This is a genomic window from Pseudomonas sp. SORT22, assembly GCF_018417635.1.
Lineage (GTDB): Bacteria > Pseudomonadota > Gammaproteobacteria > Pseudomonadales > Pseudomonadaceae > Aquipseudomonas.
This window is the reverse complement of sequence record NZ_CP071007.1, coordinates 5075721-5096316: the sequence shown is the minus strand read 5'-3', so window position 1 is coordinate 5096316 and position 20596 is coordinate 5075721. Positions and strand designations below refer to the sequence as shown.

22 protein-coding genes, 1 pseudogene and 1 riboswitch are annotated in these 20596 nt (G+C 62.6%); of the genes and pseudogenes, 12 read left to right on the top strand and 11 right to left on the bottom strand.

The window, feature by feature from the left end; all coding sequences use genetic code 11:
- The first annotated feature begins 43 nt into the window (after positions 1-43).
- Both JYG36_RS23410 and JYG36_RS23405 read left to right on the top strand, forming a co-directional pair.
- Positions 44-511 carry a hypothetical protein gene (locus tag JYG36_RS23410; RefSeq protein WP_045196008.1) on the top strand — a complete coding sequence of 156 codons (468 nt, stop codon included), beginning with the start codon at positions 44-46 and terminating at the stop codon, positions 509-511.
- A gap of 70 nt (positions 512-581) precedes the next feature.
- On the top strand, positions 582-872 hold the full coding sequence (locus JYG36_RS23405; protein WP_045196010.1) for a PA4642 family protein: 291 nt from the start codon (positions 582-584) through the stop codon (positions 870-872).
- 52 nt (positions 873-924) lie between these two features.
- Here the strand turns inward: JYG36_RS23405 and mqo are convergent, their stop codons facing one another.
- Positions 925-2430, bottom strand: a complete 1506-nt coding sequence (gene mqo / locus JYG36_RS23400) for a malate dehydrogenase (quinone) (RefSeq protein ID WP_213602435.1) — start codon at positions 2428-2430, stop codon at positions 925-927.
- Positions 2431-3035: 605 nt separating this feature from the next.
- Positions 3036-3269 (bottom strand): hypothetical protein, encoded by a 234-nt coding sequence (locus JYG36_RS23395; RefSeq protein WP_045196014.1) that lies wholly within the window; start codon positions 3267-3269, stop codon positions 3036-3038.
- 174 nt (positions 3270-3443) lie between these two features.
- Here JYG36_RS23395 and JYG36_RS23390 point away from each other — a divergent pair, with 174 nt between their 5' ends.
- The gene (locus JYG36_RS23390; protein WP_038997150.1) at positions 3444-4028 is read left to right on the top strand and encodes a YajG family lipoprotein; all 585 of its coding nucleotides are present in this window, start codon (positions 3444-3446) and stop codon (positions 4026-4028) included.
- Between the two features lie 63 nt (positions 4029-4091).
- Here JYG36_RS23390 and JYG36_RS23385 read toward each other — a convergent pair whose 3' ends face one another.
- A complete protein-coding gene (locus JYG36_RS23385; protein WP_045196016.1) occupies positions 4092-4298 on the bottom strand; it encodes a hypothetical protein in 207 nt (68 codons plus the stop codon).
- Positions 4299-4467: 169 nt separating this feature from the next.
- Between JYG36_RS23385 and JYG36_RS23380 the strand changes: the two genes are divergently transcribed.
- A complete protein-coding gene (locus JYG36_RS23380) occupies positions 4468-4728 on the top strand; it encodes a hypothetical protein (RefSeq protein WP_045196018.1) in 261 nt (86 codons plus the stop codon).
- Between the two features lie 48 nt (positions 4729-4776).
- Here JYG36_RS23380 and JYG36_RS23375 read toward each other — a convergent pair whose 3' ends face one another.
- Positions 4777-5940, bottom strand: a complete 1164-nt coding sequence (locus JYG36_RS23375; protein ID WP_045196020.1) for a 1-acyl-sn-glycerol-3-phosphate acyltransferase — start codon at positions 5938-5940, stop codon at positions 4777-4779.
- 124 nt (positions 5941-6064) lie between these two features.
- Here JYG36_RS23375 and JYG36_RS23370 point away from each other — a divergent pair, with 124 nt between their 5' ends.
- Genes JYG36_RS23370 through JYG36_RS23360 form a run of 3 tightly spaced genes read left to right on the top strand, consistent with a single transcriptional unit; the run spans position 6065 to position 7143 of the window.
- Entirely contained in the window at positions 6065-6247 is a 183-nt protein-coding gene (locus JYG36_RS23370) for a CPXCG motif-containing cysteine-rich protein (protein ID WP_045196022.1), read from the top strand.
- Positions 6247-6507 carry a putative signal transducing protein gene (locus tag JYG36_RS23365; RefSeq protein ID WP_038997143.1) on the top strand — a complete coding sequence of 87 codons (261 nt, stop codon included), beginning with the start codon at positions 6247-6249 and terminating at the stop codon, positions 6505-6507. The genes JYG36_RS23370 and JYG36_RS23365 overlap by 1 nt, the downstream gene beginning before the upstream one ends.
- Positions 6508-6519: 12 nt before the next feature.
- A complete protein-coding gene (locus JYG36_RS23360; RefSeq protein WP_045196024.1) occupies positions 6520-7143 on the top strand; it encodes an SOS response-associated peptidase in 624 nt (207 codons plus the stop codon).
- A 58-nt stretch (positions 7144-7201) separates the two neighbouring features.
- On the opposite strand, the gene JYG36_RS26900 is transcribed toward JYG36_RS23360, so the two are convergent.
- A complete protein-coding gene (locus JYG36_RS26900; protein ID WP_502937522.1) occupies positions 7202-7906 on the bottom strand; it encodes a methyl-accepting chemotaxis protein in 705 nt (234 codons plus the stop codon).
- Positions 7907-8104: 198 nt separating this feature from the next.
- Positions 8105-8164, bottom strand: a pseudogene (locus JYG36_RS26895) (hypothetical protein); the annotation flags it as partial.
- Between the two features lie 1334 nt (positions 8165-9498).
- On the opposite strand from JYG36_RS26895, the gene JYG36_RS23350 reads away from it, so the two are divergent.
- Complete coding sequence (locus JYG36_RS23350) at positions 9499-10314, top strand: M48 family metallopeptidase (protein ID WP_045196578.1); 816 nt, start codon at positions 9499-9501, stop codon at positions 10312-10314.
- 63 nt (positions 10315-10377) lie between these two features.
- On the opposite strand, the gene JYG36_RS23345 is transcribed toward JYG36_RS23350, so the two are convergent.
- The 5 genes from JYG36_RS23345 to JYG36_RS23325 form a co-directional block, all read right to left on the bottom strand.
- Positions 10378-10965, bottom strand: coding sequence for a TMEM165/GDT1 family protein (locus JYG36_RS23345; RefSeq protein WP_045196027.1), 588 nt, complete (start codon positions 10963-10965; stop codon positions 10378-10380).
- An 87-nt stretch (positions 10966-11052) separates the two neighbouring features.
- Positions 11053-11174: riboswitch (yybP-ykoY riboswitch) on the bottom strand.
- 38 nt (positions 11175-11212) lie between these two features.
- Positions 11213-12211, bottom strand: a complete 999-nt coding sequence (locus tag JYG36_RS23340) for a methyltransferase (RefSeq protein WP_213602432.1) — start codon at positions 12209-12211, stop codon at positions 11213-11215.
- 51 nt (positions 12212-12262) lie between these two features.
- Positions 12263-13225 carry a 2-hydroxyacid dehydrogenase gene (locus JYG36_RS23335; RefSeq protein ID WP_045196031.1) on the bottom strand — a complete coding sequence of 321 codons (963 nt, stop codon included), beginning with the start codon at positions 13223-13225 and terminating at the stop codon, positions 12263-12265.
- A gap of 20 nt (positions 13226-13245) precedes the next feature.
- Positions 13246-13614: a MerR family transcriptional regulator gene (locus JYG36_RS23330; RefSeq protein WP_045196033.1), complete on the bottom strand. Its 369-nt coding sequence runs from the start codon at positions 13612-13614 to the stop codon at positions 13246-13248.
- Positions 13615-13626: 12 nt separating this feature from the next.
- Positions 13627-14205, bottom strand: coding sequence for an NAD(P)H-dependent oxidoreductase (locus tag JYG36_RS23325; protein WP_045196035.1), 579 nt, complete (start codon positions 14203-14205; stop codon positions 13627-13629).
- Between the two features lie 147 nt (positions 14206-14352).
- Between JYG36_RS23325 and JYG36_RS23320 the strand changes: the two genes are divergently transcribed.
- The 4 genes from JYG36_RS23320 (at position 14353) to JYG36_RS23305 (ending at position 20419) form a co-directional block, all read left to right on the top strand.
- Entirely contained in the window at positions 14353-14982 is a 630-nt protein-coding gene (locus tag JYG36_RS23320) for a LysE family translocator (RefSeq protein ID WP_213602430.1), read from the top strand.
- Positions 14983-15111: 129 nt separating this feature from the next.
- Positions 15112-16794 (top strand): fatty acid--CoA ligase, encoded by a 1683-nt coding sequence (locus tag JYG36_RS23315; protein ID WP_045196039.1) that lies wholly within the window; start codon positions 15112-15114, stop codon positions 16792-16794.
- Positions 16795-17128: 334 nt separating this feature from the next.
- Positions 17129-19027 (top strand): DUF1302 domain-containing protein, encoded by a 1899-nt coding sequence (locus tag JYG36_RS23310; protein ID WP_045196041.1) that lies wholly within the window; start codon positions 17129-17131, stop codon positions 19025-19027.
- 27 nt (positions 19028-19054) lie between these two features.
- The gene (locus tag JYG36_RS23305; RefSeq protein WP_093388214.1) at positions 19055-20419 is read left to right on the top strand and encodes a DUF1329 domain-containing protein; all 1365 of its coding nucleotides are present in this window, start codon (positions 19055-19057) and stop codon (positions 20417-20419) included.
- The last annotated feature ends 177 nt before the right edge of the window (positions 20420-20596 follow it).

Sequence of the window (20596 nt, the reverse complement as noted above, 5' to 3'; positions counted from 1 at the left end):
TTACCCCATGCTAGAGTGCCAGGCTGCCCCCAAGGAGCCTGACATGCGTGCGATTTTCCCCCTGCTGTTCCTGCTGAGCATGCCGCTGGCCGCGGCGCCCCTGCACAGCCAGTTCCTGCCGCCCGACGACCTCGGGCTGCGTAAGGAAGTTGCCGATTCGCAGCAGTTGCTGCAGGTCACCAGCTATTCGGTGGTAGTGGGCAACCAGCGCCAGTCCAACCAGCAACCGATTCCGGTCACCTCACCGTTGATTCTGCGCCTCAAGGGCAAGCCGCTGAGCAAGGGCGCGACCATCAGCCAGGTACTGGTCAGCTTCGATGCCGAAAGCAAAAGCCTGAAAAAGCCGGTGTTCGACGACAAAAGCAAAACCCTCACACTCAACTACCCGCTGGCCCAGTACCGGGTGATGCTCGATCTGCTGCGCAACGATACCGTCTATGTGCAGTTCCTCAGCTACCCCAACGGTCACATCTGGGCCGATCTGCATACCGGAAGCGTACGCGCGCGTTGAGTGCCGGCGTTGCCCGGGGGTAAACTGCCGGCCCGTGAAAATGTCCGTGATGGTTCAGTTGGAGTCGGCAATGCGTAAAGACAAGAAGCAAGTGATTGGTGATGAGATCAGTGATGACTACATTAAGTCGTTCCTGCAATACGAGCCGGCCGATGGCGTAACTTCGCCTTCGCATCACAAGCTGATCAAGGGCTACCGCGGCCTGCGCGTCGATGACTTCGAGCGCTATGTCGGCTTCTTCGTCGAGGCTGGTTATGACCTGGACGGCAAGGACGAGCACGGTAAGACCTTCGTCGAAGCCATCGCGGATCAGCGCAATGCGCCCGAGTACACCGAGATCATCGACAAGGCTCGCGGCTGATACCAGCGCCCATAAAAAAACGCCCCGAAGGGCGTTTTTTTATGCCGGCAGATTATGCGTAGCTCTGCGCCGGGCTGCTTTCGACCAGGCCCAGGGCCTCGTCGTTGTACGCACTGATCTTGTGGTACAGGGCAGCGTCGGTGGCCAGGACCTTTTCCCGGGCCGGGAAAATTTCCTTGAGCTTGGCCGCCCAGGCGCCCTTGGCTTGCTCGGGGAAGCAGCGCTCGATCAGATCCAGCATGATCGACACGGTTACCGAAGCACCAGGGGAAGCACCGAGCAGGGCGGCCAGGGAGCCGTCCTTGGCTGCAACCAGTTCGGTACCGAACTGCAGGATGCCGCCTTTTTTCGGGTCTTTCTTGATGATCTGCACGCGCTGGCCAGCCACTTCCAGACGCCAGTCCTCGGCCTTGGCCTCGGGGTAGAAGCGGCGCAGTGAATCCAGGCGCTGCTCCATCGACTGCATCACTTCGCTGACCAGGTACTTGGTCAGGTCCATGTTGTCGCGGGCCACGGCCAGCATCGGGCCGATGTTGCCCATGCGTACCGACAGCGGCAGGTCGAGGAACGAGCCGTGCTTGAGGAACTTGGTGGTGAAGCCTGCGTACGGGCCGAACAGCAGCGAGGTCTTGCCGTCGACCACGCGGGTATCCAGGTGCGGCACCGACATCGGTGGCGAACCTACCGCGGCCTGGCTGTAGACCTTGGCCTGGTGGCGCTTGACCACTTCCGGGTTGTCGCAACGCAGCCACTGGCCGCTGACCGGGAAGCCGCCAAAGCCCTTGCTCTCTTCGATACCCGACAGTTGCAGCAGCGGCAGGGCCGCGCCACCGGCGCCGAGGAACACGAAGCGGGCATCGACTTCACGGCTGCTGCCGCTGTTGACGTCCTTGATGCTGACGGTCCAGCCGCTGCCGTTACGGCGCAGGCCGGTGACTTTCTTGCAGTACTTGACCTGTGCTTCGGGGGCGTTGGCCAGGTGCTTGAGCAGCTTGTTGGTCAGCGCGCCGAAGTTGACGTCGGTGCCTTTCATGACGCGGGTGGCGGCGATCTGCTGGTCGGCAGGGCGACCCGGCATCATCAGCGGCATCCACTCGTTCATCACCGCCTTGTCTTCGGTGTACTCCATTTCGCTGAAGGCGTGGTGCTGCTTGAGCATCTCGAAACGCTTCTTGAGGAAGCTGATGCCCTTCTCGCCCTCGACGTAGCTCAGGTGCGGCACGGGGTTGATGAACGCCCGCGGCGAGCTGAACGCACCCTTTTTGCTCAGGTAGGCCCAGAACTGCCGGGACACCTCGAACTGGGTATTGATATGCACCGCTTTCTTGATATCGATGCTGCCGTCGGCGGCCTGTGGCGTGTAGTTCAGTTCACACAGCCCGGCATGGCCGGTCCCGGCGTTGTTCCACGGGTTGGAACTTTCCGCGGCACCCGAATCCATCAACTCGACGACTTCCAGCTTGATCGCCGGGTTGAGTTCCTTGAGCAGTACGGCCAGGGTGGCACTCATGATGCCTGCCCCTACCAGTACTACATCGACTGCTTCGTTCTGCGCCATTAACGCGTCTCCAAAATCTTCAGCACCAAATTGACAGCATAGGATCCCTGGCTTGCCAGGATCGCCATGTCCGATTATTCGCAGTTTTTGCAACTTCAGCGGACACCACCAACCGGGCTTTGCGTTGCCTATGAACGCATTTTACAGCCGGTGCGGCAATTCGACTTATGGTCAAGGTATCCGTCGTGCGTTATGGACCGGTTTCAGGCACCCATTGCAAATGAGTGCTGTTGCCAGCTGTTCAGGGCTGTTCGGGACACTTTAGGTGCTTTTGCACATGCCAGACTGTTCATTGCTCGCCACACTCTCGTGAAGTTGTGAAAACCCGTTTTTTCACGCTCTTTTGGAGACGTGAACCTCAAAATGGGCTGCGCGATGGCAGACCCGGCAGGTTCAGGCAGAGCAGATGGCCGGATGACGCAGGCACACTGGCTGGTGCAAGACCTGTGTGGAAGGCTCTCTGTGGGCGGTGCGGGGGATGCGCAATGCTGGGCATTGGCGGTACTGCGAGGCCCGATCAGGAGACGTCCTTATAATCGGGGGGAGATTATAGCGATGTCGCGGGCAGAAAAGCTCTTTATTAGCGACTTTTATTGAGGCAAAACTCAGGCGGCGAGGCTGCGTTGCAGCCAGTTTCCACTGACACGCTTTGAAACACGGGCGCTGGCGGGCAGCGGACGGTTGAGCCAGGCCAGGCGAATTTCGCTGATTTCCACCCAGCCACTGGTCGCCGGGGCCTGCGCGCACTGCTTGAAGGCCTGGCAAAGGCCGTGGGCGTCGAGGCGGGCGAAGCAGCGTTGCGGGTTGCGTTTGAACAGCAGGGCCAGGAGCGAGGACATGGCGGGTATCCCTGTGAAGAACTGAGCCTAGGATAACCGGGCAGTGATGAAACGATTGTGACAGCGAACCGGGCCCGGGGATGCCTGTCTTATTCACTAATGGCACGCCGATAGCTGGGCTGCCCCGTGCTGGTTATACTGGCGGCCTTTGCTGCCTATTCTGGAGAGATGAGCATGTTGCAACGTTTGTTGTTCGGTTTGATCGCGGTGACCAGTCTGACCCTGGCCGGTTGTGCCCACAGCCCGCAACAACTCAGCCCGCAACCGAAACTCAACGCCCAGCTGGCGCCGGTCGGTCATGGCCAGCCAGTGGTGGTCAAGGTGGTCGATGGTCGCGCTTCGCAAACCCTCGGCACCCGTGGCGGCCTGTACCCTGAAACCAGCGCCATCACCGTGACCGGCAACGACATCCTGCCAAAACTGCAGGCCCAGGCCGAAGCAGCTGTGCGCCTGCTGGGCTTTACCCCGACGCCGAACGCCTACAACGCGCCGCAGCTGACCGTGACCCTGGCCGAGCTCAAGTACCAGTCGCCCAAAGAAGGCATGTACGTGACCGAAGCCACCATCGGCGCTACCTTCAAGGCTGACGTGGCCAACGCCAACCGTCGCTACAGCGGCCGCTACGGCGCGTCGCTGGACCAGCGCTTCGGCATGGCGCCGAACCAGGAAACCAACACCAAGCTGGTGGGTGATGTGCTCAGCGATGCGCTGACCCGCCTGTTCAAGGACCAGGCCATCGGCCAGATCCTCGGCGAATAAGCCTCACCAGCAAAAAGCCCGATGTCTGCATGGCAGGCATCGGGCTTTTGTGTTTTTGCAGGTTCAGGCGGCTTCGACGTAGAAGTCCAGCACGCTGATGCCGGTAGGGCCGTCGACCTCGGGCAGGTCTTCATGGGCATGCCCGCCCAGGGCGCAGTACACCAGCCATTGGCGGTCCTGGACGTTGAACGCCAGGCCGTCGATCAACGCCTGCTGCTCATCGCTCTGGGCGATCAGGTAGAGGCGGTCCTGGTTTTCGGCGTGCAGCATGACAAGCTCCGGTAAGTGGCGACGGCCAACAGAGTGGCGTGTCTTGATGACGAGCGTGTGACGCCGGGAATTAATCGTCATTTGTCGCAAAGCACAGGCAAGGGCACGGCGCTTGGGTAGAATGCCCGCCGAGTCGAAAGTATCGATGTACTTCTTTTGAGGTTTTGCGATGTCGTTGCAAGTGATCTGGGGGCTGTTCGCCGCCCATCCGGCCAAGCTGATCAATCTGCTGGCCCTGCTGCTGACCTGCCCGGGCGGCCTGCTGCTGCACAGTGCCCGCCGCCGCGCGGCGCAAACCCTGGCGGGCCTGGCTGGTGATGAAGCGGTGATCGATGGCATGAGCCTGCGCATCAACCGCTTCTACTACATTCTTGGCTTTGCCTTCCTGGCGCTGGCCTTGCTGTTGTCCTGGTTCAGCACCTGGGTGTGAAGCCTGCTCCCAAGTTAATTGTGGGAGCGGGCTTGACCCGCGATAAATTTACAACGCCAACCCCGCCTTGACCCGGTACTGATTGCGTACCGGCATCGCATACTGCTGCACCAGGTACGGCCGCTGTTCGGCCGGGCAGGCGTCCAGGCGGCGCTGCCATTCGGCCTGGGCGCGGGCCAGTTCATCGGCCGCAAACACCTTGGCCGCTGCTGGCACCTCCAGCGCCGGGTCGGCATCGGCCCACTGCGCATAGGCCAGGTAATGCACCGGGAACAACCGGTAGCCGGCCAGAATCTGCCGGTCAATCTCTGCTGCCAGTTGCTTGGTGTCCTCGACGAACTCCGTCACCGGCGGGGCGAAGTTGATGTGCACGCGGCCTTTGTAGCCGGTGATGCCCTGGGCGATGCTGATGTCGTCTTCACCCGGCGCCTTGCTGTAGGTGCCGGTGGTGGCGCGGATATACAGCTCGCGGGCCTTGGCCTGGTCGCAGGGGTCGTACTCGTAGCTGATCGACACCGGGCTCAGGTTCAGCGACTGGATCACGGCGCCAAACGGCTCGTCCTTGCGGCTCATGTGGAACATTTTCAGGATTGCCGAATCGGTACGGTCATCACCATCCTTGGCCCGGCCTTCGGCCTGGGCGATCCAGATCGACTGGCCGTCGTTACGGATCGAATGGTTGATGTAGGCCGACAGCAGCTGGTAAGCCGCGAGCTTTTCCCGCCGGCCGGTGATCGAGCGGTGCACGATGAAGCTCTTGTTCAGGCGCATCATGTCGCTGACGAACGGTTTTTGCAGCAGGTTGTCGCCGATGGCGATGCGCGGGGTCGGCAGGCCGGCGTGGTACACGGCATAGTTGACGAAGGCCGGGTCCATGACGATGTCGCGGTGGTTGGCCAGGAACAGGTAGGCGGTACCGGCCTTGAGCTGCTCGACGCCGGTGTAGGTCACGCCGTCGGTTGCCCGCTCGATGGTATGGTCGACGTAGTACTCGACTTTGTCCTGCAGGGTCGAAACGCAGGTGACCCCGGCAAACTCTTTGCGCAGGCGCCGGGCGATCAGCGGCTTGAGCAGCCAGCCGAAGGCCCCGGCCATGCGCGGGAAGCGGAAGTGGGTGAGGATATCGAGGAATGCCGGGTCGCTGAGCAGCCGTGCCAGAACGGCAGGGACTTCAGCGTCGTCGTACGGTCGGATGGCATCGAATTCGCCCATCATGCTCTCTTGTTGGAAACGGCTAGGGTAATAGGTAGGGCCGGGGTCTGAAAAACGGCTCAGACACACTCAGGGCCTGTAAATAGACCGGCAATTATACGCACAAGTCACTCGGGAGGCCGCGATGCTGGAGACAGCGCTTTACGATTGTCCTTATTGTGGTGAAGAAGTCGAGACGACAGTGGACCTGTCGGGCGGTGATCAGGAGTACATCGAAGACTGTCAGGTGTGCTGCAAGCCGATCCGTTTCGTGCTGCAGGTGCATGGCGAGGAATGGATGCTGGACGTTTATGGTGAGAATGACTGATGCAGCGAATCTACGACCCTGAAAGCCTGCTCGAAGCACAAATGCTCATCGGCATGCTCGCCAGCGAAGGCATCACAGTGCACCTGGTCGGCCGCGACCTGATGGGCGCCATGGGCGACCTGCCGATGCACGGTTTGCTCGGTTTGGCGGTGGCCGATGAGCAGGCTGCCTGCGCACGCGAGCTGATCGCCGCGTACAATAGCGCCCAGCCACTTGCCGGCGACGAACCGGAGAACATCCCCGGAACCCTGATTTGCTAGGTTTTTGCCCTCATGTGTGGACGTTATGCGCTGTTTCGCTGGTCTCCCGCCTTTGCTGCCCTGCCGGGATTTCCCAGTGACCAGCAGGCGCAATGGAATATCTCCCCCGGCGCCTCGGTGCTGATCCAGCGCCGCCTCGAGGGTGGCCAGCTGGAGCTGGCGCGGGCACGCTGGGGGCTGACCCCGGCCTGGCTCACCGACTTGTCGCGCACCCCGGCCCACGCCCGCGCCGAAACCCTGGCCGAACAGCCGATGTTCCGTGAGGCGTTTCGCCTGCGTCGCTGTCTGCTACCGGCCAACGGCTTTTACGAATGGCGCGGCACCCAGCGCAAGCGGCCGTACTGGCTGACGCCGGGGGAGGGCTCGTCGTTGTTTTTTGCAGCGATCTGGGAGGCATATCCGGTGCAGGATCAGGTCTGGCTGAGTACCGCGGTGGTAACCCAGGCGGCGCTGAACCAGCGCCGGCCGCTGATTCTCGATGAGGCCGGGCAGGCTGCCTGGCTCGATCCCGAAACCCCGCCGGCGCGCTTGTACGAGCTGCTGGCGGGCGGCCAGGCGCCGCTGCGTGAGCGGGTGCTGGCCAATATGGTCAATGATCCCAAGCTCAATGGGCCGGAGTGTCTGACCCCGGCTTAAAAGCACCGCGGGTCAAGCCTGCTCCCTCAGCTGACCCTTTGCTCTGTGGGGGCTGGCTTTACACCCTGAACTGATTGATCAAGCGCCGCTGTTGCTCGGCCAGCTTGGTCAGCTCGGCGCTGGCGGTACTCGACTCATCCGCCCCGCCAGCCACCTCGTTGGCCACCTGGCCAATATTGATCACGTTACGGTTGATGTCTTCGGCCACCGCGCTCTGCTCTTCGGCAGCACTGGCAATCTGCGTGTTCATGTCGTTGATCACCGACACTGCCTGGGTAATGCTTTCCAGCGCCTGGGCAGCGCGCGCGGCTTGCTGCACGCTGTCGTCGGTCTTGCCCTGGCTGTCTTCCATGACCCGCACCACATCGCGGGTACCTTGCTGCAGTTGCTGGATCATCTGCTGGATTTCTTCGGTGGCCTGCTGGGTTTTCTGCGCCAGGTTGCGCACTTCATCAGCGACCACGGCAAAACCACGGCCCTGCTCACCGGCGCGAGCGGCTTCGATGGCAGCGTTAAGCGCCAGCAGGTTGGTCTGCTCGGCAATCGCGCGGATGGCGGTGAGGATGGCGTTGATGTTTTCGCTGTCGCGCGCCAGGTTCTGCACCACACCCACTGCTCGACCGATTTCCTCGGCCAGGGCGCTGATCGAACTGGAAGTATCGCGCACGATCGCCAGGCCCTGGTGTGCGGCCTGGTCGGCATTGCTGGCGGCCTGGGCGGCATGGGTGGCGTTGCGCGCGACGTCCTGGGCGGTAGCAGTCATTTCGTGCACGGCGGTGGCCACCAGGTCGATCTCGGCCATTTGTTTGTGTACGCCCTGGTTGGTGCGAATGGCGATGTCGGCGGTGTGTTCGGAGGAGTCGCTGACCTTCTGCACCGAGGCCACCACCTGGCTGATCATCGCCTGCAACTTGCTCAGGAAGGTGTTGAAGCCCTTGGCGATCGAGCCCAGTTCGTCGGCGCGGTCGCTGCTCAAGCGGCGGGTCAGGTCGCCTTCGCCCTGGGCGATGTCATCGAGCATCGCCACCATTTGCCGCAGTGGCCGGGCAATGCCGTGGGCCAGCAGCCAGATCACCAGCAGGCCAAGGGCGGCGATACCCAGGCCGACCACGGTCATGCCGGTGATGTCGGTGCGGCGCTGGTCGCTGAGGTCGCTTTGCAACTTCTGCACATCGGCCATCACCGCGCTGATCGGCAGTTCCAGCAGCAGGGTCCAGCGCGCGTCGGTATTGGCGATCTTGAACGGCAAGTACAGCTCGATGCGGCCTGCGCCCTGGTCGACTTCGTAGTGCAGGTTCTCGCCGCTCAGTTGCGCCAGGGTGGCGGCGGCATTGGCGTCGAGGACGTCGCTGGCTTTCTCGCCGAATTTGCCCGGGTCTTTGGTAAAGGCCACCAGGCGGCCGTTGCCGGACACCAGTGCCAGCTCGCCGGCACCGTCATAGAGCTGGCGATCGGCGGTATTGAGCAGTTCCTGGATGAAGTTCACCGACAGGTCGGCGCCGGCAATGCCCTGGAACGTGCCGTCGATCATGATCGGCTCGACGAACGAGGCGAGCATCACTACTTTGTCGCCTACCTTGTAAGGTGCCGGGTCGATCACGCAGGCTTTCTTTGATTCCCGCGGGCACAGGTAGTACTCACTGGCGCGCACGCCGGTGGCGAGGACGGTCTGGTCGTTGACGTCGGCCAGTTTGTCCAGGCCCAGGCTGCCGTCTTCGTTGCGGAACCACCAGGGCAGAAAGCGCCCGCTGGCGCTGTCGATACCGGTGATCGAGGTGCCGACGAAGCGCGCGTCGTCGTGGTCCAGGGCGTTACTTTCCCAGCCCAGGTAGGTGCCGAGGATCAGTGGGTTGGTCAGTGCTGTCTGCTTGAGCAGGGCGATCATTTGCTGGCGCTCGATCTTCAGCAGCGGATTGCCGCTGGCGTCCTGCATGCCGAGCATGGCGTTGCTGGTAGCCAGGCCCCTGGCAATCAGTAGCGGTGCTTCCAGGCCGCGCTGGATCTCGCTGACCTGGGTCCGCGCCAGGGCGGTCAGGCGCTGCTCGATCACCGCCTCGAATTGCTGCTGGGTGCGGCTTTGCACCAGCTCCTGGGTACGTTCGCCGGAATACACGGCGTACAGCACCAGGGCGGCGACAATGCTCAGGACAATGGCGCCGGCCAGGGCGGCGACGGAAAACTGGATCGACCGGAACTTCATGAGGGGGCTCCAAGCGCAAGGAAAGGCGTCTGCCTTGCGTTATCGGCCCGGCCGGGCGAAAGCATGAGCACCGTCTGGAGAATTCTTCGTCAGGGATATGGCGGGCTCAACGGAGTCGGCCTAGGATACGCGGCATGTTCGAAGGGAGTGTTTTCATGCGTAAGTCATTTGTAATCGGTGCATTGAGCGCCAGCGTCCTGCTCGCTGGCTGCCAGGCGGTGAACACCACCAGCGGCGGCGCCGTGGGTGTCGAGCGTAAGCAATACATGTTCAGCATGCTGTCGACCGATGAGGTCAACCAGATGTATGCCCAGTCCTACCAGCAAACCCTGGGCGAGGCATCCAGCAAGGGTGTGCTCGACAAGACCAGCAACAACGCCAAGCGCGTGCAATTGATCGCTGACCGCCTGATTGCCCAGGCCCCGCAGTTCCGCCCGGACTCGGCGCAGTGGAACTGGGAAGTCAACCTGATCAAGAGCGACGAGCTCAACGCCAACTGCGGCCCGGGTGGCAAGATCTTCGTCTACAGCGGCCTGATCGAAAAACTCAAGCTGACCGACGACGAGCTCGCTGCGGTCATGGGCCATGAAATCGCCCACGCCCTGCGTGAGCATGGTCGTGAGGCGATGTCCAAGGCCTATGGCGTGCAGATGGCTCGCCAGGGCGCCGGTGCCCTGCTGGGCCTGGGCCAGGACAGCATGGCGATCGCCGACACGGTGGTGCAGTACAGCATGACCCTGCCCAACAGCCGCGCCAACGAGAACGAAGCCGATTTGATCGGCCTGGAGCTGGCCGCCCGCGCCGGCTACAACCCGAATGCGGCGATCAGCCTGTGGGACAAGATGGCCCAGGCCTCGGGTGGCTCGCAGCCGGAGTTCATGAGCACTCACCCGGCGTCGGCCAGCCGTCAGGCTTCGTTGCAGGCGGCGATTCCGAAGGTGATGCCGTTGTACGAGCAGGCCCGCAAGTAAAAATCGCAGGTCATGCCCGCTCCCACAGGCCACTGTAGGAGCGGGCTTGACCTGCGATTGTATTCAGCCGATCCAGCCACTGACCTGCATCGCCGAATACACCGCCACCGCGGCCAGGACGAAGAATGCAGCCGACGCCAGGCGGCGGATCAGGGTCAGTGGCAGTTTCTCTGCAGCAAAATTACCCGCCAATACCACCGGCACGTTGGCAATCAGCATGCCCAGGGTGGTACCGATAATGACCATGATCAGGTGCGGATACTGCGCCGCCAGCATCACCGTGGCGACCTGGGTCTTGTCGCCAATTTCCGCGATGAAGAACGCGATCAGGGTGGTCAGGAACGGGCCGAAGCGCCGTGCGGTGCTGGCTTCGTCATCGTCCATCTTGTCCGGGATCAGCGTCCACAGTGCCGTGGCGGCAAAGCTTGCGGCGAGAATCCAGTGCAGGGTGGCGGCGGAGAAGAAGGTGCTGAACCAGGCGCCGACGGCACCGGCCGCGGCATGGTTGGCCAGGGTAGCGGCAATGATACCGGCGATGATCGGCCAGGGCTTGCGAAAGCGCGCGGCAAGGATCAGCGCGAGCAATTGGGTTTTGTCGCCAATTTCGGCGAGGGCCACGATCGCGGTGGGGACGAGCAATGATTCCAGCATCAGGATTCCTACGGGGGCGGGTCGACACGGCTATGACACGTACAGCCTTCCCGCCCCGGGTAAGGTGTTCGTGTCATAGGTCTTGTCAAACCCTGGGTCCGTCTGTGCGGACCGTGGGTCGCACGCGCCATGGTCTGTGGACCAAGTATGTTGACGCGTACCGGGCGAGCTGGGTGCTCGCGGGAGACTACTCCCCTAGGACGGAGCGGATTCTGCCTAGGCAAATCCGTTTCGGCAAGCGCTCTTTTTAACCGCGTGTTGCCTGGTAGATGCGAAAGCCTTGGCCCTCGTCGCGGATCCGGCAGTTGCCCAGGGCCTCTTCGATCAGCGGCTGGTAGCGCAGGAAGCTATTTGCCACCAAGCGCATTTCGCCACCTTTTTTCAGATGATCGGCCGATTTTCGCAGCAGGTTTTCCGAGGCCTGGTAATTGGTGTGAACACCTGTGTGGAACGGCGGGTTGCTGATGATCACGTCCAGCTCGCGCGGCGCGGCATCGATGCCGTCGCCGCAGATCACCTCGCCTTCCAGACCATTGGCGGCCAGGGTCAGGCGGCTGCTGGCCACGGCAAAGGCGTCGACATCAAGCAGGGTGATGCGGTTTTGCGGATAACGGCGTTTGATCGCCGCCCCGAGAACACCCGCGCCACAGCCAAAATCCAGCACGTGGCCGGTTGGCAGCTGGTCGAGGTTTTCCAGCAGCAGGGCGCTGCCGCGATCCAGGCGCCCATGGCTGAATACGCCCGGCAGGCTGACGATCTGCAGCGGGCCATCGGCCAGCTCCAGCTGGAAATGCTCGGCCAGGCTTTCCAGCGGCCTGGCTTCAGGGGCGTGCTCGACGGTGACCTGCCACAGCTGGCAATGGCGGGCGCTGTCGAGTTTGCGCGGCTTGCCGAAGGCGTGCAGTTGTTTGGCCGCGCCTTCGATGCCGCCGCGTTTCTCGCCGACCAGGTACAGCTGGCGACCGGCCAGGCGCGAGGCCAGGGCGTTGAGCAGGTAATTGGCCAGGTCCCGGGATTTGGGCAAGAACAGCACGGCGGCGTCGAAAGCCTGGGCCGGTGCGTTTACATCGAAGTGGCTGCGCCCGGCGAAGCGTGCCTCGAGCGCCGCCTGGTCGCCGGCGTGCCAGCTCCAGCCATGGGCCGCAGGCAACTTGCCGAGCAGGTCGTCGGCAGGCAAACCGGCCAGCAACAGCGAGCCCTGGAAAAGATCGGCCTGACGAAGCAACACTTCACTGCGCGGGTCCATGGACGGCGACTCCTGAAAAAAGTGGCGCAGTTTACCAGAGCCTGGCCGGGCTTAGACCTGGCGGCGCGGGCTGCCGGCAAAAAACGCCTCGGCGTTCTCGCTCAATTGCTCGACGATACGCTGGCGTGACTCGACCGCGCCCCAGGCGCTGTGCGGGGTGACGATCAGCCGCGGGATATCGGCTGCCAGCAGCGGGTTGCCGTTGACCGGTGGTTCGACACTCAGCACGTCGGTAGCCGCGCCGCCCAGGTGGCCGGCGCGCAGGGCATCGGCCAGGGCCTGCTCGTCGATCAGGCCGCCGCGGGCGGTGTTGATCACAAAGGCGCCGGGCTTGAGCAGGGCCAGTTGACGGGCGCCGATCAGGTTGCGGGTGTGCTCGTTGAGCGGGCAGTGCAGGGTCAGCGCGTCGACCTGCGGCAGCAGCTCATCCAGCGCAATTCGGTCTTCGCGGGGCGGGCGTCCGGGCAACTGGCCAAGCAGTACGCGCATGCCGAAGGCTTCGGCCAGGCGTGCTACGGCGCCACCCAGCTCGCCATGGCCGAGCAGGCCGAGGGTCTTGCCTTCCAGCTCGACGATGGGGAAGTCCAGCAGGCAGAACTGTTTGGCCTGGCCCCACTGGCCGTTGGCGACAGCCTTTTGATAGTCGCTCAGGCGCGTGGCCAGGGCCAACAGCAAAGCCAGGGTGTGCTGGGCCACCGACGGCGTGCCGTAGCCCTGGCAGTTGCTGACCACCACGCCCTGGGCGCGGGCGGCCTGCAGGTCGACATTGTTGGTGCCGGTGGCGGCCACCAGAATCAGCTTCAGCTCGGGGCAGGCGGCGAGGGTGGCGGCGTCGATCATGACCTTGTTACTGATCGCCACGCTGGCGCCCTGCAGGCGTTCGGCGACCTGCCCGGGGGCGCTGGCCGGATAGAGCTGCAGCTCATCGAAACAGGCCTTGAGGCGATCCAGCGCCAGGTCACCGAGGTCCAGGGAGCTATGGTCGAGAAACACGGCGCGACGGGAGATGGACATAGGGTGGCTCCAGTAAGGGCTCAAGCGTTGTAGGCGAAGCAATCGTAATGGCTGTGCTCAAGGCTGCTTTGCAGTTCAAGCAGGCCTTGCTGTTGCTGCTGCAGTGCCTGGATCTGCGCCTGCAGCTGGGCGCTTTTGCCGGCAATCGCCTGGCGCACCCGCTCGATCGGCAAGCCGGCCTGATCATCACTCACCAGCGCTTGCATCTCCTTGAGGCTGAAGCCGAGCTTTTGCGCGCACTTGATCAGGCTCAGCAGGGCGACGCTGTGTTGGTCATACAGGCGATAACGGCCCTGGCGCCTGGGCGCCGGCAGCAGGCCGATGCGCTCATAATGGCGAATGCTTTTGATGGTTGCCCCGGACAGCTGCGCGGCTTTGCCGATATACATCGAACGTCCTTGTTAGTGCCGGTGAGCCAGCCTGCGCGCCTGCTGCAGCCAGGCATCGCGCTGGCCTGCGCTCGAGCTGATGATGGGGCCAAACGTTAACGTCTTTTGCGTCCTGATTCCACAGAAGCCCAGGGTCGTGCGGCGCATCTGCTGCAGCGCCGGCATGCGGTAGACCCAGCGGTAGTACCAGGGCGGGGTGTCCATGCTCACCAGCAGGTCGGCGCTGCGGCCTTTGAGCAACTGTTCGGGGAAGGGCGAGTTGTTGCGGTACTTGAAGGCAAAGCCGGGCAGCAGGATGCGATCGAGAAAGCCCTTGAGCAGCGCCGGAATCCCGCCCCACCAGACCGGGAAGACCAGCACCAGGTGCTCGGCCCAGCTGATCAGCTGCTGGGCGTGCAGCAGGTCGGGCTCCAAAGCTTGTACCTGTTGATAACCCTCGCGCAGGATCGGGTCGAAGGCCAGCTCGCCGAGCTCCAGCAGGCAGACTTCGTGGCCTTTGTCGCGGGCACTGCTGATGTAGCTGTCGCTCAGTGCTGCGCAGAAACTGTTACGCGAAGGGTGGCCGAGTATCACCAGGATTCGTTTGCTCATCGAAGGCAGTTCCAGGGGCAAAGCGCTGAGGCTAACGCCTGCCCCAAGGGGGAGAGTCAAGGCGCCAGCACCCACAGGGATTGTTTCAAAGGTCTGCGAGGGCGTAGTGTGTTGCCCCCGTTTGACCTTTTGCCGCAAGGAGCCCCCATGTACTGGGCCGAATTTCTGACTGTCGCCTTGATCCACCTGCTGGCTGTAGCCAGCCCCGGCCCGGACTTTGCCGTGGTGGTGCGCGAGAGTGTTACCCACGGCCGGCGCGCCGGTACCTGGACGGCCTTTGGCGTCGGTACCGCGATTTTCCTGCATGTCGGCTATTCGCTGCTGGGTATCGGCCTGATCGTGTCGCAGTCGATCATGCTGTTCAATGCGCTGAAATGGCTGGCTGCCGCCTACTTGCTGTACATCGGCTTCAAGGCCCTGCGCGCCCGCCCGGCCGCGCCTGGCAGCGACGCCGTGCAGGCCTCCACGGTCGAGCGCAGACCGCGGGCGGCCTTTGTCGCCGGCTTCATGACCAATGGCCTGAACCCCAAGGCGACGCTGTTTTTCCTGTCGCTGTTCACCGTGGTCATCAACCCGCACACGCCGCTGGCGATCCAGGCCGGTTACGGGTTGTACCTGGCCGTGGCCACCGGCCTGTGGTTCTGCCTGGTGGCCATGCTGTTCAGCCAGCAGCGGGTGCGCGCCGGCTTTGCGCGCATGGGTCACTGGTTCGATCGCACCATGGGCGCGGTGCTGATTGCCCTGGGGGTGAAGATCGCTTTCACCGAAATGCACTGACAATGATGTTCAAACGCCACTAATCCCTGCAGCGGTCAAATCATTCCTTTGGCTGATTTGGCCGCTGTGGAGGCGTTCTAGAGTAAGGCATGTCTTGCCCAGCCTGTGCACTCTAGAAAAGGGACTCCTATGTTGCAGACTCGCGTCATTCCTCCTGCCGAGGACGCTTACCAGTTTCCGCTGTTGATCAAGCGCCTGCTGCTGTCCGGCAGCCGTTACGAGAAAACCCGCGAGATCGTCTACCGCGATCAGCTGCGCTACAGCTACCTGACCCTCAACGAGCGCATCGCGCGGCTGGCCAATGTGCTCACCGAAGCGGGGGTCAAGGCGGGTGACACCGTGGCGGTGATGGACTGGGACAGCCATCGCTACCTCGAATGCATGTTCGCCATTCCGATGATTGGCGCGGTGGTGCACACCATCAACGTGCGCCTGTCGCCGGAGCAGATCCTTTACACCATGAACCACGCCGATGACCGCTTCGTGCTGGTCAACAGCGACTTTGTCGGCCTCTACCAGGCCATCGCCGGGCAACTGACCACGGTGGAGAAAACCCTGCTGCTGACCGATGGCGAGCAGAAAACCGCCGACCTACCGAACCTGGTCGGCGAGTACGAGCAATTGCTGGCGGCGGCCAGCCCGGTCTATGACTTCCCTGATTTCGACGAGAACTCGGTTGCCACCACGTTCTACACCACCGGTACCACCGGTAACCCCAAGGGGGTGTATTTCACCCACCGGCAACTGGTGCTGCACACTCTGGCGGCCGCGACGGTCACCGGCAGTATCGACAGCGTGCGCCTGCTCGGCAGCAATGATGTGTACATGCCCATCACGCCGATGTTCCATGTCCATGCCTGGGGCATTCCCTACGTGGCGACCATGCTCGGCATCAAGCAGGTCTACCCCGGGCGCTACGAGCCGGAGATGCTTTGCGAACTGTGGCGCAACGAGAAGGTGACCTTCTCGCATTGCGTACCGACCATCTTGCAGATGCTGCTCAATGCCAAGGGTGCCCAGCAACAGGACTTCGGCGGCTGGAAAATCATCATTGGCGGCAGTGCCCTGAACCGCGCCCTGTACGAGGCGGCCAAGGCCCACGGAATTCAGCTGACCGCCGCTTACGGTATGTCCGAGACCTGCCCGCTGGTGTCCTGCGCTCACCTCAACGACGAGCTGCTGGCTGGCAGCGAAGACGAATGCATCACCTACCGGATCAAGGCCGGGGTGCCGGTGCCGTTGGTGGAAACTGCGATTGTCGATGGCAACGGCAACTTCCTGGCGGCCGATGGCGAGACCCAGGGCGAACTGGTGCTGCGCGCGCCGTGGCTGACCATGGGGTACTTCCGCGAGCCCGAGAAGGGCGCCGAACTCTGGCAGGGCGGCTGGCTGCACACCGGTGACGTCGCCACCCTCGACAGCATGGGCGTGATCGATATCCGTGACCGCATCAAGGACGTGATCAAGACCGGCGGCGAGTGGATCTCGTCACTGGAGCTCGAAGACCTGATCAGCCGCCACCCGGCGATCCGCGAAGTGGCGGTGGTCGGTGTCGCCGACCCGCAGTGGGGCGAGCGGCCGTTTGCCCTGCTGGTGATCCACGAAGGCCAGAGCATCGACGCCAAGGTCCTCAAGGAACACCTCAAGCCATTCGTGGAGCTGGGGCACATCAACAAGTGGGCGATCCCCAGCCAGATCGCCCTTGTTACTGAAATTCCCAAGACCAGTGTCGGCAAGCTCGACAAGAAGCGCATTCGCCTGGACATCAGCCAGTGGCAAGCCAGTAACAGCACCTTCCTCTCGACCCTGTAATGCCGGGCGGGTCGCGCCTGAAGCGGCGCGACCCGCACGCCAGACGCATGGGCGCCTTGTCAAATGACGAAATTAAGCCATTCTTCCCCCAGCCAGCGTAGTGGCCGGTCATGCAGACCCTGCCTGAGGGGTTGGGATGCAAATCACACTTTAGAGGGATCAAGCAGTTCAACCTGCTGGCTATAGTCGGTTCAGGGGATTTTCAGGAACGGGGGATCGCACATGCATGTGCCCAGCCACTCGTTCGAGCAAAAAGGTGCGCTCACACCGCTCGAGCGATGCGTTTCTGCAAAGGACTCACTGCCATAAAAATAAAGTACATGGAGTAGCGTCGATGACATCAGCAAATCTGTTCTGGCGCCGGGCGAAACTGCCCCTGGCCGTCAGCCTCGCTTCTACGCTCGCCGGTCCTGCATTCGGCGTCAGTTTCAACATCGGTGAAATCGAAGGCTCGTTCGACTCGTCGCTGTCGGTGGGGGCGAGCTGGTCGACAGCCAGCCCGAACAAGAACCTGATCGGCGTCAACAACGGCGGCAAGGGGTTGTCGCAGACCTCCGATGACGGCCACCTGAACTTCAAGCGCGGTGAGACCTTCTCGAAAATCTTCAAGGGTATCCACGACCTGGAACTCAAGTACGGCGATACCGGAGTATTCGTCCGTGGCAAGTACTGGTACGACTTCGAACTCAAGGATGAGCATCGCGAGTTCAAGGACATCAGCGACACCAACCGCAAAGAGGGCGCCAAGTCGTCCGGCGGGCAGATCCTCGACGCCTTCGTCTACCACAACTACTCGATCGCCGATCAGCCGGGCTCGGTGCGCCTGGGCAAGCAGGTGGTCAGCTGGGGTGAAAGTACCTTCATCGGTAACGGTATCAACTCGATCAACCCGATCGACGTGGCGGCCTTCCGCCGTCCGGGTGCCGAAATCAAGGAAGGCCTGATTCCGGTCAACATGTTCTATGTGTCCCAGAGCCTGACCGACAACCTCTCGGGCGAAGCCTTCTACCAGCTCGAATGGGACCAGACCGTCGTCGACAACTGCGGCACCTTCTTCTCCCAGCCGGACATCATTGCCGACGGCTGTACCGATAACCTGCGCGTACTCAACAGTGCCAACGCGTTGCCAGCGGCCGCCCGCGGCTTCCTCGCAAGCCAGGGTGTGGACGTCAATGGCGAAGGTGTGCGGGTCGCCCGTGGCCCTGACCGCGATGCGCGAGACAGCGGCCAGTTCGGCGTGGCCTTGCGTTACATGTACGACCCGCTGGGCACCGAGTTCGGCGCCTACTTCATGAACTACCACAGCCGTGCGCCGATCTTCAGCGCCCACGGTGCCGATCCGCGGGTCTACGCCGGCCTGGCCGGGCTGCCTGCAGCCTTGCGTCCGTTGGCACCGCTGATCGTCGCCGGCAACTCCAGCTACTTTGTCGAGTACCCGGAAGACATCCGCCTGTACGGCCTGAGCTTCTCCACCACCCTGCCTACCGGCACGGCGTGGAGCGGTGAAATCAGCTACCGGCCAAACGCCCCGGTGCAGCTCAACACCACCGATATCCTGTATGCCGGCGTGCGTCCGATTGGCGGCACCCTGGCCAACGCCTCGCTGCTCAACGGGGTGCCGGGCCAGGACCTGAACGGCTACCGGCGCAAGGAAATCACCCAGTTCCAGACCACCCTGACGCACTTCTTCGACCAGGTCATGGGCGCCAGCCGCCTGACCGTGGTGGGTGAAGTCGGCGTGACCCATGTCGGCGGCCTGGAAAGCGCCCACGATGTGCGTTACGGCCGCGACCCGGTCTACGGCCCAGGCCCGCTGCCGGCAACCCCAGGGGCAGGCAATCTCGATACCTGCTCGGCGATCATCAACACCGGCACCATCAACGGCGCAGGCCCTGGCGCTTCGGACGCCAACCGCAGCCGCAACTGCGAGAACGACGGTTACACCACCAGTACTTCCTGGGGCTACCGCGCGCGCGCCATCTGGGACTACCCGGATGTATTCGCCGGGGTCAACCTCAAGCCGAGCGTGGCCTGGTCCCATGACGTGTCTGGCTACTCGCCAGGCCCTGGCAGCAACTTCGAGGAAGGGCGCAAGGCGATCAGCCTGGGCCTGGATGCCGAGTACCAGAACACCTACACCACCAGCCTGTCGTACACCAACTTCTTCGACGGCAAGTACACCACCGTGGATGACCGCGATTTCATCGCCCTCAGCTTCGGCGTGAACTTCTAAGAATTCGGATTCAGGACGACCATGAAGATGAAAACAACCAAGACTCTGCTGCAAGCCGGTGTACTGGGCCTGTCCCTGTTGGCGACCAGTGTCATGGCGGCGGTTTCCGCCGACGAGGCGGCCAAGCTGGGCGCCAGCCTGACGCCGATGGGTGCTGAAAAGGCCGGTAACGCCGACGGCTCGATCACGGCCTGGAAGCCGCTTGCCAAAAGTGCCGGTAGCGTCGATAGCAAGGGTTTCCTTGCCGACCCTTATGGCAGCGAACAACCGAAGTTCACCATCACCGCGCAGAACGTCGACCAGTACAAGGACAAACTGTCCCCTGGCCAGGTCGCCATGTTCAAGCGCTATCCGGACACCTTCAAGATGCCGGTGTACCCGACCCACCGGGGCGCTACCGTACCGGACGCGGTGTTCGCGGCGATCAAGAAGAACGCCACCAGCACCAACCTGGTTGGCGGCGGCAACGGTCTGGAAAACTTCGACACCGCCGTGCCGTTCCCGATTCCGAAAAGCGGCGTCGAGGTGATCTGGAACCACATCACCCGCTACCGTGGCGGCAGCGTGACTCGCCTGGTGACCCAGGCCACGCCGCAGCAGAACGGCTCGTTCAGCCTGGTGTACTTCCAGGACCAGTTCGTCTTCCGCGACCGGATGAAAGATTACGATCCGGCCAACCCGGGCAACGTGCTGTTCTACTTCAAGCAGAAGGTGACGGCGCCAGCGCGCCTGGCCGGTACCGTACTGCTGGTGCACGAGACCCTCGACCAGGTCAAGGAGCCGCGCAAGGCGTGGGTCTACAACGCCGGCCAGCGCCGGGTACGGGCAGCGCCACAAGTGTCCTACGACGGCCCGGGTACCGCCGCCGACGGCCTGCGCACCTCCGACAACCTGGACATGTACAACGGCGCGCCGGACCGTTACGACTGGAAGCTGGAAGGCAAGAAAGAGCTGTTCATTGCCTCCAACAGCTACAAGCTTGACGATCCCAAGCTCAAGTACGCCGACATCATCAAGGCCGGGCACATCAACCAGGACCTCGCCCGATACGAACTGCGCCGGGTATGGCATGTGGTCGCAACCCTGAAACCGGGCCAGCGCCACATCTACGCCAAGCGTGACTTCTACATCGACGAAGACACCTGGCAAGCGGCGGTGATCGACCAGTACGACGGTCGCAACCAGCTGTGGCGCGTGTCCGAAGCCCACTCCCAGGACTACTACAACGTCCAGGTGCCGTGGTACACCCTGGAAGCCATCTACGACCTGCAGTCCGGTCGCTACCTGGCCCTGGGCATGAAGAACGAGGAAAAGCGAGCCTACGACTTCGGGTTCACTGCCTCCAAGGCTGACTTCCAGCCTGCAGCGCTTCGCCAGGAAGGTGTGCGCTAAGTTTCAAACCTCCGTGTGATCTCCCAGAACGCCCCGGCTTGCCGGGGCGTTTCTGTTTGCGCATGCGTGTCGGCTGAGCCTTGTCGTTTTTTGTTGTAGTCTTTTTTCCGCAAAGCGCGGCAATTGTCTTCAAATGTGCTGTTTAACCCGCTAGTCTGCGCTGATCCGTACTGCCGA